The organism is Arthrobacter globiformis, assembly GCF_003261175.1.
Classification (GTDB): Bacteria; Actinomycetota; Actinomycetes; order Actinomycetales; family Micrococcaceae; genus Arthrobacter; species Arthrobacter globiformis_A.
This window is the reverse complement of sequence record NZ_QLNP01000099.1, coordinates 118550-131570: the sequence shown is the minus strand read 5'-3', so window position 1 is coordinate 131570 and position 13021 is coordinate 118550. Positions and strand designations below refer to the sequence as shown.

Sequence of the window (13021 nt, the reverse complement as noted above, 5' to 3'; positions counted from 1 at the left end):
GGGTTAAATGTCAGCCAACCACACGGGTCTGACATTCCTCCCGCACGGGTGCGGACGGGCCGAATCAGGCGTTGAAGTACGCCTTCAGGTCGTCCACGCGGTCCAGGCGCTCCCAGGTGAAGTCCGGATCATCGCGGCCGAAGTGGCCGTGAGCTGCGGTCTTGGCGTAGATGGGACGCTTGAGGTCCAGGGCGTCGATGATGGCGCGGGGGCGCAGATCGAAAATCTCCGCAATCGCGGCGCTGATCTTTGCCGGGTCCACGGTCTCGGTCCCGAACGTTTCCACGTAGGTTCCCACCGGGCGGGCCTGGCCGATCGCGTAAGCGATCTGGATCTCGGCGCGCTTGGCGAGTCCCGCGGCCACCACGTTCTTGGCAACCCAGCGCATGGCGTACGCCGCGGAGCGGTCCACCTTGGACGGGTCCTTGCCGGAGAAGGCGCCGCCGCCGTGCCGGGCCATGCCGCCGTAGGTGTCCACGATGATCTTGCGGCCGGTGAGTCCGGCGTCGCCCACCGGGCCGCCGATGACGAAGGCGCCGGCGGGGTTCAGGATGTTGTTGGTGCGCGAAATGTCGAGGTCCGCGAGGGCGAGGACGGGGTCGATGACGTGCGTCGCGAGGTCGGCCCGCAGCTGGTCGAGGCTGAAGCCGTCGGCGTGCTGGCTGGAGATCACGACGGTTTCCACGGAAACCGGCCGGTCGCCGTCGTACCCGATGGTGGCCTGAGTCTTGCCGTCCGGGCGGAGGTAGGCGAGTTCGCCGTTCTTGCGGACCTCGGTGAGGCGCTCCGAGAGGCGGTGCGCGATCCAGATCGGCGTGGGCATGTAGGACGGGGTCTCATCGCTGGCGTAGCCGAACATGAGGCCCTGGTCGCCGGCGCCCTGCAGGTCGTAATCGTCCTCCTGGCGGCCTTCGCGGGCCTCCAGGGAATTGAAGACGCCGCCGGCGATGTCGTTGGACTGCTGCCCGATGGACACGGAAACGCCGCAGCGTGCGCCGTCGAAGCCGTTGGCAGAGGAGTCGTAGCCGATGCCCAGGATGGTCTCGCGGACGATCTGCGGGATTTCGACATAGGCGTCCGTGGTCACTTCGCCGGCCACGTGGACCAGGCCGGTGGTGGCCATGGTCTCGACGGCGACGCGGGACTCAGGGTCCTTGTCCAGCAGTGCGTCCAGGATCGCATCACTGATCTGGTCACAGATCTTGTCCGGGTGCCCTTCAGTGACCGACTCCGAGGTGAAGAGCCGAAGCGCGGCGGGTGCGGACCCGTGGGATTCTGGAATGTGCAGCGGTAAAGTCACTCAACTACCTTACTGGTTGGCAAACGGCGGGGCGGCGGCGTGTGTCCCCATGCTAAGGAGACGTTGCTTACGCCCATCAGGTTCGCGGAAAGACCCGGCTTAGTTCGGAGCCGACGCGGTCAATGACAATGGCGGCGACGTCTTGCTTGGAGCCGGACGCCGACTGGGGTTCGGAACCGGCCCGCGAGAGGATAACCACGGAGTTGTTGTCCTGGCCGAACACCTTGTCAGCGCCCACGTGGTTCACTACCAGCAGGTCGCAGCCCTTGCGCTTCAGCTTCGCCTCGGCGTAGGACAGCACATCGCCCTGCTCATCGCCGGTCTCGGCGGCAAAGCCCACCACGAGCTGGCTGCTGCCCGCGGCGTCACGGACTTCCACGAGCTCGTGCAGGATGTCGGGGTTGCGGACCAGCGTGATGACGGGGTCGGCGGTGTCGTCCCGCTTCTTGATTTTGCTTCCGGACACCTCCGCCGGCCGGAAGTCGGCCACCGCCGCCGCCATGATGACGACGTCGGACCCGGCTGCCGCTGTCAGCATGACTTCGCGGAGCTGCAAGGCCGTTTCGACGGCGATCAGTTCGACACCCTCCGGGGCGGGCACCTCCATGTGGGCGGCCACGAGCCGCACGGTGGCTCCGGCGTCGCGGGCGGCGGCGGCCAGTGCCACGCCCTGCTTGCCCGAGGAGCGGTTGCCCAGGAACCGGACGGGATCCAGGGGCTCCCGGGTGCCGCCCGCGCTGATGGTCACGGTGCGGCCGGCCAGCGGGAAGAGCCGCGCGCCGCTGGTTCCGGCAGCGATTCCGCCTGCGGTTACGGTTGCCGCCGGGGACAGCGGGGCCTCCGCCTGAAGGCCGTGGGCCAATGCCATGGCCGCTTCGAAGATGGCTTCAGGCTCGGGCAGGCGTCCTGGGCCGGAGTCGCTGCCGGTCAGCCGCCCGCTAGCGGGTTCCAGGACCGTCACGCCGCGGCTGCGCAGTGTTTCGACGTTGGCCTGGGTGGCCGCATGCTGCCACATTTCGGTGTGCATGGCGGGGGCGAACAGCACCGGGCCGCTCGCCATGAGCAGTGTGTTGGTGAGCAGGTCGTTGGCCTGTCCGGTGGCGGCACGGGCCAGGAGGTCGGCGGTGGCCGGTGCAACCACGATCAGGTCTGCCTCGTGGCCCAGCCGGACGTGCTTCACCTGGTCGACGTCGTCGAAGACGCTGTTGGTCACCGGGTTTCCGGACAACGCCTCCCAGGTGGCCACGCCGACAAAGCGCGTGGCCGCCTCCGTGGGGATGACGGTGACGTCATGACGGGCTTCAGTAAAAAGCCGGAGGAGCGATGCCACCTTGTAGGCGGCGATCCCTCCCCCGACTCCGAGGACTATGCGCACGTGAACTCCGTCAGCAGGCAGTCTGTTTACTCTGCGGAAGTTACTCTGCAGCTTCGATCGGCGTGGAAACCAGCTTGCCCTCGTTGATCTCGCGCAGGGCGATGGACAGCGACTTCTCGTTCAGCTTGGTGTCGACCAGCGGGCCAACATACTCGAACAGGCCCTCGTGCAGCTGGGCGTAGTACGCGTTGATCTGGCGTGCACGCTTGGCACCGAAGATCACCAGGCCGTACTTGGAATCAGCCGCCTCGAGCAGCGAATCGATCGGCGGGTTGATGATGCCTTCAAGGTTCGTGGACACGAATTCTCCAAATTTCTAACGGGCTGACGGCGTCTGCGTCTGGCGCGGGTGCGGGGTCAGCCCCATGAGTGAAACAAGCTCGTCCGCTGCCCGGCGGACGTCGTCATTGATGACGGTGTGGTCGAACTCCGGTTCAGCAGCAAGTTCTACTTTACCGGTTTCCAGCCGGCGCTGCTGTTCCTCGGCCGATTCGGTGCCCCGGCCGACCAGCCGGCGCACCAGTTCTTCCCAGCTGGGCGGTGCCAGGAACACGAACTGGGCATCCGGAACGGCCTGCTTGACCTGGCGTGCGCCCTGCAGGTCGATCTCCAGCAGCACCGACCGGCCTTCGGCGATGGCCTCGTTGACGGTGCTCTTCAGGGTCCCATAGGTGTTCTGTCCGTGCACCACTGCCCATTCAAGGAATTCGCCGGCGGCCACGAGGGACTCGAACTCTTCCTTGGACTTGAAGTAGTAGTGCACGCCGTCGATCTCACCGGGCCGCGGGGCCCGGGTGGTGGCCGAGACGGACAGCCAGACCTCGGGGTAAGTGTCGCGGATATAGGTGGACACGGTGCCTTTGCCAACAGCCGTAGGACCAGCGAGGACTGTCAGTCCGGGTTTGTTGCTCACGTATTCCTTTGGACGGTCTACAGATAACTCTGTTCGGATAAAGCTATTTCTCGTTCATAAAATCTACCAGCGCCCGGCGCTGGTGAATGCCCAGGCCCCGGACCCTGCGTGACGCGGCGATGCCGAGGCTGTCCATGATGGCCGCGGCCCGGACCTTCCCGATCCCCGGCAGGGCCTCGAGGAGTTCCGAAACGCGCATCCGCGCGATGGCCTCCTCGGTGCCGCCGGAGTCCAGGATCTGGGCCACGGTCAGCTCTCCGGATTTGAGCCGCTCCTTGGCCGAGGCCCTGGCAGCCCTTGCCGCCGCGGCCTTCCTGAGTGCATCGGAACGTTCCTGCGGAGACAAGGGTCGCAAGCTCACGGTCAATTCCCCTGGGGTCAGCCAACGGATCCGCAGCCGGCGGCGTTGGAGCAGCCACGGATTTGTCCTGAACCTACTCCCTGCCGGCCGGAGAAATCAATGGACTATTCCGAGCGGAGTCCGGCGAGGGCGCGCGCCGCCGCCTCGGTCAGCTCCCGGACGCCCGGGCCGGCCTTGAGGATGTCCCTGCTGGACGTTCCCAAAACCTGGGGATAGGCGGCACCGAACGTCTTCCGCAGGTCTGCGGGTGTCGCCCCCTGCGCGCCCAGGCCCGGGGCCAGGATCGGCCCGCGGACGGTACCCAGGTCAAGCTGCAGGTCCGCCAGAGCCGTGCCCACGGTGGCCCCCACCACGAGGCCCACCGAGCCCATGGCGCCGGAGTAGCGTTCGTTCTCCCCCGCGGCGGCCTGGACAATCCGGCGTGCCACGGAATCGCTTCCGCCCACGTGCTGCACCGAAGCTCCCTCCGGGTTGGAGGTCAGCGCCAGGACAAACACGCCCCGGCCGTGTTCGGCAGCGAGATCCAGTGCCGGCCGGAGCGACTCGAAACCCAGGTACGGGCTCAGCGTCACGGAATCCGCGGCGAGGGCAGAGCCGTCCCGGAGCCAGGCATCCGCATATGCGGCCATGGTGGACCCGATGTCGCCGCGCTTCGCGTCGGCGATTGTCAGCACGCCCTCGTCCCGGGCGGTGGCGAGAACCTCTTCGAGGACTGCCATTCCGGCCGACCCGTGCCGTTCGTACAGCGCCACCTGCGGCTTGACCGCGGCAGCGAGCGAAGCCACGGCCTCCAGGGCGGTGAGCGAAAAGCGCCTCAGGCCGGCGACGTCGTCGTTCAGGCCCCAGCTGGCCAGAAGCGCAGGGTGGGGATCAATCCCGACGCACAGTGGACCGCGGTCCACCATGGCGCGGCCCAGCCGGGAGCCGAACGACTCCCGGCCGGTACCTGGGGTTGCCTCAGGCATTCTGCGCTGCCGGGCTCTGCGCTGCTGCCTTCTGCAGGGCGGCCTCCTGCGACGCAACAAGGGCTGCGGCGTGCTCCTGCAGGCTGGTCACGGACCAGGCGTAGGTGCGCAGGGCCTCGATGGCCTGGACGGCTGCGTTGAACTCGGCCACCGTGGTGATGCAGGGGATGCCGATGGACGTGGCGGCCGCACGGAGTTCGTACCCGTCGCTGCGGGCCTCGCCGCCGGACGGGGTGTTGAACACCATGTCGATTTCGCCGGCGACCACAAGGTCGGCGATGGTGCCTTCACCCTCGGCGCTGCTGCCCTCGGCCACCTTGCGCACCGGAGTGGCCTGGATGCCGTTGCGGCGCAGGACATCGGCGGTGCCGCCGGTGGAGACGATCTCAAAGCCGAGGTCGGAGAGGCGCTTGACGCCCATGATCACCGAGCGCTTGTCCCGGTTGGCCACGGACACGAAGATCTTGCCTTCGGTGGGGAGGGCGTTATTGGCGGCGGCCTGGCTCTTGGCGAAGGCGGTGTCGAAGTGCTTGTCGATGCCCATGACCTCGCCGGTGGAACGCATTTCCGGGCCGAGCAGTGAGTCCACTACCTTGCCTTCGAGCGTGCGGAAGCGGCTGAACGGCAGGACGGCTTCCTTGACTGAGACAGGAGCGTCCAGCGGCAGCGTGGAGCCGTCACCGGTCTCGGGCAGCATCTTGTAGGCGCTGCGCAACTGGTTGATGGTCACGCCGGTGCCGATGAGGGCGGCGGCCTTGGCCATCTGCACGCCTGTGGCCTTGGACACGAACGGCACGGTCCGGGAAGCGCGCGGGTTGGCCTCCAGGACGTACAGGACGTCGGAGGCCAGCGCGAACTGGATATTGATGAGGCCGCGGACACCCACGCCCTCGGCGATGGCACGGGTGGCGGTGCGGACGCGTTCCAGCACGTTGTTACCCAAGGTGATGGGCGGCAGGACGCACGCGGAGTCGCCGGAGTGGATGCCGGCTTCCTCGATGTGTTCCATGATGCCGCCCAGGTACATGTCCGTGCCGTCGAAGAGTGCGTCAACGTCGATTTCGACGGCGTCCTCGAGGAACCGGTCGATCAGGACCGGGTGCTCGGCGGTGATTTCGGTGGCGTTGGCGATGTAGCGGGAAAGGTTCGGCTCGTCGTAGACGATTTCCATGCCACGGCCGCCCAGGACGTAGGACGGGCGGACCAGGACCGGGTAGCCGATCTCGTCGGCAATCTTCTTGGCGTCCTCGAAGGAGACGGCGGTGCCGTTCTTCGGGGACACCAGGCCGGCTTCGTCCAGCACCCGGGCGAAGGCGCCGCGGTGCTCGGCGAGGTCGATCGCCTCGGGGGAGGTGCCAAGGATGGGCACGCCGGCGTCGGCCAGCTGCTGGGCCAGCTTCAGCGGGGTCTGCCCGCCGAGCTGCACGAAGACGCCCATCACGCCTCCGGTGCGTTCCTCGGCCGCGATGACCTCGAGGACGTCCTCGAGGGTCAGCGGCTCGAAGTACAGCCGGGTGGAGATGTCGTAGTCCGTGGAGACGGTTTCGGGGTTGCAGTTGACCATGACGGTCTCGTAGCCGGCCTTGCGCAGCGCCATGGAGGCGTGGACGCAGGAGTAGTCGAACTCGATGCCCTGGCCGATGCGGTTGGGCCCGGAGCCGAGGATGAGGATTGACGGCTTGGAGTGCAGCGCAACCTCGTCCTCCTCGTCGTAGGCCGAGTAGTGGTACGGCGTGTACGCGGCGAACTCGGCGGCGCAGGTGTCCACGGTCTTGTAGACCGGGCGGATGCCCAGTGCCTGGCGGACGCCGCGGACGACAGCCTCGGAGTTGTGGGTCAGCGCACCGATCTGTTCGTCGGAGAAGCCGTGACGCTTGGCGTTGCGGAGCATGTCCTGGGTGAGGGCGCCCGAGCGGCGGATCTCCTGGGAGATCTCGTTGAGCAGCTGCAGCTGGTCAAGGAACCAAGGGTCGATCTTGGTGGCCTCGAAGAGGTCCTCCACGCTGGCGCCGCCGAGCAGGGCACGCTGCACCTGGTGCAGGCGTTCCGTCGTGGGGCGCTTGGCCTTCTCGATGAGCTCCGGGACTTCCCATTCGGGGACGGAGCTGAAGTCCAGCTGCGAGCCCTTCTGCTCGAGGGAGCGCAGGGCCTTCTGCAGGGCCTCGGTGAAGTTGCGGCCCATGGCCATGGCCTCGCCCACCGACTTCATGGTGGTGGTGAGGGTGTTGTCGGCAGCGGGGAACTTCTCGAACGCGAACCGCGGGACCTTGACCACCACGTAGTCGAGCGTGGGCTCGAAGGAGGCGGGGGTCTTCTGCGTGATGTCGTTCGGGATCTCGTCCAGGGTGTAGCCGAGCGAGAGCTTGGTGGCGATCTTGGCGATGGCGAAGCCCGTGGCCTTGGACGCCAGCGCCGAGGAGCGGGACACGCGCGGGTTCATTTCGATGACCACCACGCGGCCGGTGGCGGGATCGATGGCGAACTGGATGTTGCAGCCGCCGGTGTCCACGCCGACTTCACGGATGACGGCGATAGAGATGTCGCGGAGCCGCTGGTACTCGCGGTCCGTGAGGGTCAGTGCGGGGGCCACGGTGATGGAGTCGCCGGTGTGCACGCCCACGGGATCGAAGTTCTCGATGGAACAGACGACAACCACGTTATCGTTCTTGTCCCGCATCATTTCGAGCTCGTATTCCTTCCAGCCCAGGATGCTCTCTTCGAGCAGCACCTCGCTGGTGGGGCTGTACTGCAGGCCCTGGCCGACGATGCGGCGGAGGTCCTCTTCGTTGTACGCCAGGCCGGAACCGAGGCCGCCCATGGTGAAGGAGGGGCGGACTACCATCGGGTAGCCGAGGTCGTCGGCTGCCTTCAGTGCCTCGTCCATAGTGTGGATGATGTGGCTGCGGGCGGACTCCGCGCCGCAGCGCTCCACGACGCCCTTGAACTTTTCGCGGTCCTCGCCGAGTTCGATCGCGGCAATGTTCGCGCCGATCAGTTCCACGTTGTACTTCTCCAGCACACCGTTCTTGTCCAGCGCGATGGCGGTGTTCAGCGCCGTCTGGCCGCCCAGCGTGGGCAGCACGGCGTCCGGGCGCTCCTTGGCGATGATCTTCTCCACCACCTCGGGGGTGATGGGCTCGATGTAGGTGGCGTCGGCGAACTCCGGGTCGGTCATGATGGTGGCCGGATTGGAGTTGACGAGGATGACCCGCAGGCCTTCCTCCTTGAGGACGCGAAGGGCCTGCGTGCCGGAGTAGTCGAATTCAGCGGCCTGGCCGATGACGATCGGGCCGGAACCGATGACCAGGACGCTCTTAAGGTCAGTTCTCTTGGGCATTACTTCTTGTCCTCAGTCTTGTTGTCAGTCGTGTTCTGCGGGGCCTCTGCGGGGTGCTGGGCGTCCACGGGTTCCTTGGACAGGTTGGCGGTGCGGCCGTCCCGGGTTCCTTCCATCAGCTCGATGAAGCGATCAAAGAGGTAGGCGGCGTCGTGCGGGCCGGCGGCAGCTTCCGGGTGGTACTGGACGGAGAACGCAGGGATGTCCAGGCAGGCCAGGCCTTCCACGACCTCGTCGTTCAGGCTGACGTGGCTGACCTCGACCCGTCCGTAGCGCTCTTCGGGGGCGTTGGTGGGGCCGTCCAGCGGGGCGTCGACGGCGAAGCCGTGGTTCTGCGAGGTGATCTCCACCTTGCCCGTGCGGCGGTCCATGACCGGCTGGTTGATGCCGCGGTGGCCGTACCGCAGCTTGTAGGTGCCGAAGCCGAGTGCGCGGCCCAGGATCTGGTTGCCGAAGCAGATGCCGAAGTAGGGCAGCTTCTCGTCCAGGACGGTGCGGAGCAGCTTGACCTGGTTGTCGGCGGTGGCGGGGTCGCCGGGGCCGTTGGACATGAAGAAGCCGTCGGGGCTGACGGCCTTGACGTCGTCGATGGTGGCCGTGGCGGGCAGCACGTGCACGCGGACGCCGCGCTCGGCGAAGCGCACCGGCGTCATGGCCTTGATGCCGAGGTCGATCGCCGCGATGCTGAAGCGCGCGTCACCGTCCCAGCCGTGGTCCTTCGGCTCCACGACATAGGCTTCGTCGATGCTGACTTCCTCGGCAAGCCGGGCGCCTTCCATCGGCTCGCTGGCGAGCACGGCGTCGACGAGTTCCTTGTCCGTGGCCTTGGCCGCCTCGCCGGAGAAGATACCCGCGCGCATGGTCTTGTGCTCGCGCAGGTGGCGGGTGATGGCCCGGGTGTCCACGCCCTGGATGCCGACGATGCCCTGCTCGACGAGCTCGGAGTCGAGAGATCGCTCCGAGCGCCAGTTCGACGGGCGGCGGGCGGCGTCACGGACGATGTAGCCGGCCACCCAGATGCGGCGGGATTCCGCGTCCTCGCTGTTTACACCGGTGTTGCCGATGTGCGGGGCGGTCTGCACCACCAGCTGGCGTGCGTAGGACGGGTCGGTAATGGTCTCCTGGTAGCCGGTCATGCCGGTGGCGAAGACCGCTTCCCCGAGGGCGGTGCCCTGCGCGCCGTAGCTGCGGCCGCGGAAGATGCGGCCGTCCTCGAGCACCAGGACGGCGGGGGCGGATGCTGCGGCCTGCGGCGCAGTTCCTGCGTTTACTGTCACTTCGGTTTCCGTCACTTTATTACTTTCCACTATTGGGCACCCGCCTGGGGGCCTGGGGAGATCATTTCCTGAAGTTGTTGGAGGACGGCCGGCTTGTCCGCGGCGCGGCGGGTGCGGAAGCCGGTGTCCAGGGCGTGGGTTCCGAGCGACCAGCTAAGGATCAGCAGGCCGTCCTTTTCCACGAATTTACCGGCCATGCCGCTGTCCTGCCGAACACCGGCCAGCGAGGACGCCGGGATGAACAGCGGCCGCGCACCCGAGCGGTCCAGAAGCACGCCCTCCGGGTGGATGGCGATCTGCGCGTTGGTGCGGATGCCGAGGCCATGCACGGCAATCCTGTCCAGCCAGTCCCCCGCCGTGGTGGAGGCCACGTACTGGCCCTCCGCCGAAACCAGCGGCTCGCCCAGCCCGGCAGGTACCGCCGGCAGCTGTTCGATGTCGGACTGCCGCCGGAGCCGGCTGCGCCAGCCGATCCAGATCAGGACAAAAACGACGGCGACCACCGCCAGCATCGCCAGCCCGGGAAGGACTTTTTCCATCAGTTCGCACCCGCGGCGCCGGCAACCGGCGCTTCCGAGGGGTAGCGGTAGGGCGTGTTCAGCTTGCCGTCCAGGACCGTGGGGTGGCCCTTGAAGAATGTGGCCACCACCTTGCCCGGGAGTTCCATGCCGCGGAACGGCGAGTTGCGTCCCATGGTGGCCATCACGGAAGGGTCCACGGTCCAGCGTGCGGCCGGGTCCACGAGGACAATGTTGGCGGGTTCGCCCTTTTCGAGCGGCCGACCCTGGTCTGCCAGGCGTCCGATGCCGGCCGGGGCGGTGGAGGTGGCCCGGGCAAAGTCGGCCCAGGTCATCAGGCCGGTCTCGATCATGGCGTGCTGGACCACGGACAGCGCGGTTTCCAGCCCCGTCATGCCCATGGCCGCCTGCGCCCACTCGCATTCCTTGTGCTCGCTGGGGTGCGGGGCGTGGTCGGTGCCGACGACGTCGATGGTGCCGTCTGCGAGGGCCGCGCGCAGGGCCTGGACGTCGTCGTTGGTGCGCAGCGGCGGGTTGACCTTGTAGACGGGGTCGTAGCTGCGGACGAGGTCATCGGTGAGCAGCAGGTGGTGCGGGGTCACTTCGGCAGTGACGTTGATGCCGCGGCTCTTGGCCCAGCGGATGATCTCGACCGAGCCTGCGGTGGACACGTGGCAGACGTGCAGCCGGGAACCCACGTGCTGGGCCAGCAGGACGTCGCGGGCGATGATGCTTTCCTCGGCCACTGCCGGCCAGCCGGTCAGGCCGAGGACAGCGGACACTTCGCCTTCGTTCATCTGGGCCCCGGCGGTGAGGCGCGGCTCCTGCGCATGCTGGGCCACCACGCCGTCGAACGCTTTGACGTACTCGAGGGCGCGGCGCATCAGGACGGGATCGTGGACGCAGATGCCGTCGTCGGAGAACATCCGGACCTGGGCACGGGAGTCGGCCATCGCGCCGAGCTCCGCGAGCTGCTCGCCGGCAAGACCCACGGTGACGGCGCCCACCGGGCGGACGTCCACCCAGCCGGCGGCACGGCCCAGGCTGTAGACCTGTTCCACGACGCCGGCGGTGTCCGCCACCGGGGTGCTGTTGGCCATGGCGTGCACGGCCGTGAAGCCGCCGAGGGCTGCGGCGCGGGTGCCGGTTTCCACCGTTTCGGCGTCTTCGCGGCCCGGTTCGCGGAGGTGGGTGTGGACGTCAACCATGCCCGGCAGCGCGACGAGTCCGTCGGCGGCGATCACGATGGCACGGGCTGCCATGTCTGCGGCCGCGTCTGTCTGCGACAGGTCGGCTCCGCGGGCCGCGATGACGCCGTCGCGGATGAGCAGATCCTCGGCGTCGCCGCCAAGGATTGCAGCGCCGCGGATAAGGTACGTGGTTTCTTCAGCCATCAGTTGCTCTCCTTCAGGGTGGCGGCTGGTTCACGGGTATCCCCGGAGAGCAGCAAATACAGGGCGGCCATGCGGATCGACACGCCGTTCTTCACCTGCGCGAGCACGGTGGAACGGGGCGAATCGGCGGCGGCCGCGGAAATTTCCAGGCCCCGGTTCATGGGACCGGGGTGCATGATGATGGTGTCCTTCAGGCCCAGGCTGTCCAGCGCACGGAGCCTGTTGTCATCGAAACCCCAGCGCCGGGAGTACTCCCGGGTGGACGGGAAGAACGAGGCGTTCATGCGTTCGCCCTGGACGCGGAGCATCATCACCGCGTCGACGCCCTTTTCCAGGGTTTCGTCCATGTCGTAGCTGATGCTGCAGGGCCAGCGTTCGACGCCGATAGGCAGCAGGGTGGGTGGCGCCACCAGGGTCACGTCGGCTCCGAGCGTGCGCAGCAGCCAGACGTTGGAACGGGCCACGCGGGAGTGCAGGACGTCGCCGGCGATGGCGACGCGCATGCCGCGCAGGTCCGCCCCTGCGGAGGGCAGGCCGGAGAGCTTGGTCCAGTGCCGGCGCATGGTGAAGGCGTCCAGCAGCGCCTGGGTGGGGTGTTCGTGGGTGCCGTCGCCGGCGTTGATGACTGCGGCGTCGATCCAGTCCGTGGCTGCCAGCCGGTGCGGTGCACCGGAGGCCCAGTGGCGGATCACGACGGCGTCAGCACCCATGGCGGACAGCGTCTGGGCGGTGTCCTTGAGTGACTCGCCCTTGGAGACCGACGATCCCTTGGCGGCGAAGTTGATGACGTCGGCGGAGAGCCGCTTGGCGGCGGCTTCGAAGGAAATGCGGGTCCTGGTCGAATCCTCGAAGAAGAGGTTCACCACGGTCCGTCCGCGCAGGGCGGGGAGTTTCTTGACCTCGCGCTCCCCCACGCTCGACATTTCTTCGGCGGTGTCGAGGATGCGGACGGCGTTGGCCAGGCTAAGGTCTTCGGTGGAGAGCAGGTGCTTCATGCGCCGCCCTCGATTACCACTTCGTTGACAGTCTGGCCGTCGACGGCGTCGGTCTCCTCGAGCCGGACCCGGACCTTTTCGGCGGAGGACGTGGGCAGGTTCTTGCCCACGTGGTCGGCGCGGATGGGAAGCTCGCGGTGGCCCCGGTCAATCAGGACGGCGAGGCGCACAATGCGCGGCCGGCCGAGGTCCACGAGCGCGTCCAGGGCGGCGCGGATGGTCCGGCCCGAGTACAGGACGTCGTCGATCAGCACGACCACCTTGTTGTCGATGCCCGTCAGCGGCAGCTGTGTACGGTGCGGCGGCCGTGTGGGCTGGTGGGAAAGGTCGTCCCGGAACATGGTGACGTCCAGCTGGCCGACGATGGCGGCGGCGTCCACGGCGGGATCGGCGGCGGCGATTTTATGGGCGAGCCGGACTGCAAGGGGGTAGCCGCGGCGGGGAATGCCGAGCAGCACCAGATCCTGGGAGCCCTTGTTGGCCTCGAGGATTTCATGGGCGATCCGAGTGAGGGCACGGTCAATGTCCGCCTGGTTGAGTACAACCCTGGCCGGAACCGGTGCCTGCGTGACAGAAGTCATCGCTC

Annotated in this window: 12 protein-coding genes; all 12 read right to left on the bottom strand. The window is 67.4% G+C overall.

All coding sequences use genetic code 11. The features are described from left to right. Positions 1–64: 64 nt before the first annotated feature. The 12 genes from metK to pyrR all read right to left on the bottom strand — a co-directional run bounded on the left by metK (position 65) and on the right by pyrR (position 13016). Complete coding sequence (gene metK / locus DBZ45_RS19300; protein ID WP_111905440.1) at positions 65–1300, bottom strand: methionine adenosyltransferase; 1236 nt, start codon at positions 1298–1300, stop codon at positions 65–67. Positions 1301–1376: 76 nt separating this feature from the next. Then, positions 1377–2675, bottom strand: a complete 1299-nt coding sequence (locus DBZ45_RS19295; protein WP_111905439.1) for a bifunctional phosphopantothenoylcysteine decarboxylase/phosphopantothenate synthase — start codon at positions 2673–2675, stop codon at positions 1377–1379. A gap of 40 nt (positions 2676–2715) precedes the next feature. Continuing rightward, positions 2716–2976 (bottom strand): DNA-directed RNA polymerase subunit omega, encoded by a 261-nt coding sequence (rpoZ, locus tag DBZ45_RS19290; RefSeq protein ID WP_003800778.1) that lies wholly within the window; start codon positions 2974–2976, stop codon positions 2716–2718. A gap of 15 nt (positions 2977–2991) precedes the next feature. Further along, positions 2992–3588 carry a guanylate kinase gene (gene gmk, locus DBZ45_RS19285; protein WP_111905438.1) on the bottom strand — a complete coding sequence of 199 codons (597 nt, stop codon included), beginning with the start codon at positions 3586–3588 and terminating at the stop codon, positions 2992–2994. 43 nt (positions 3589–3631) lie between these two features. Next, complete coding sequence (gene mihF, locus DBZ45_RS19280) at positions 3632–3943, bottom strand: integration host factor, actinobacterial type (protein ID WP_003800769.1); 312 nt, start codon at positions 3941–3943, stop codon at positions 3632–3634. A 110-nt stretch (positions 3944–4053) separates the two neighbouring features. Next, positions 4054–4914, bottom strand: a complete 861-nt coding sequence (gene pyrF / locus DBZ45_RS19275) for an orotidine-5'-phosphate decarboxylase (RefSeq protein ID WP_111905437.1) — start codon at positions 4912–4914, stop codon at positions 4054–4056. Next, entirely contained in the window at positions 4907–8251 is a 3345-nt protein-coding gene (gene carB, locus DBZ45_RS19270) for a carbamoyl-phosphate synthase large subunit (protein ID WP_111905436.1), read from the bottom strand. The genes pyrF and carB overlap by 8 nt, the downstream gene beginning before the upstream one ends. Next, positions 8251–9543, bottom strand: a complete 1293-nt coding sequence (carA, locus tag DBZ45_RS19265) for a glutamine-hydrolyzing carbamoyl-phosphate synthase small subunit (protein ID WP_111905435.1) — start codon at positions 9541–9543, stop codon at positions 8251–8253. Before carA ends, carB begins: the two co-directional genes overlap by 1 nt. Positions 9544–9557: 14 nt before the next feature. Beyond that, entirely contained in the window at positions 9558–10067 is a 510-nt protein-coding gene (locus DBZ45_RS19260; protein WP_111905434.1) for a PH-like domain-containing protein, read from the bottom strand. After that, entirely contained in the window at positions 10067–11440 is a 1374-nt protein-coding gene (locus DBZ45_RS19255) for a dihydroorotase (protein WP_111905433.1), read from the bottom strand. The genes DBZ45_RS19260 and DBZ45_RS19255 overlap by 1 nt, the downstream gene beginning before the upstream one ends. After that, positions 11440–12435 carry an aspartate carbamoyltransferase catalytic subunit gene (locus tag DBZ45_RS19250; protein ID WP_111905432.1) on the bottom strand — a complete coding sequence of 332 codons (996 nt, stop codon included), beginning with the start codon at positions 12433–12435 and terminating at the stop codon, positions 11440–11442. The genes DBZ45_RS19255 and DBZ45_RS19250 overlap by 1 nt, the downstream gene beginning before the upstream one ends. Then, the gene (gene pyrR / locus DBZ45_RS19245; protein ID WP_111905431.1) at positions 12432–13016 is read right to left on the bottom strand and encodes a bifunctional pyr operon transcriptional regulator/uracil phosphoribosyltransferase PyrR; all 585 of its coding nucleotides are present in this window, start codon (positions 13014–13016) and stop codon (positions 12432–12434) included. The genes DBZ45_RS19250 and pyrR overlap by 4 nt, the downstream gene beginning before the upstream one ends. Positions 13017–13021: the final 5 nt, after the last annotated feature.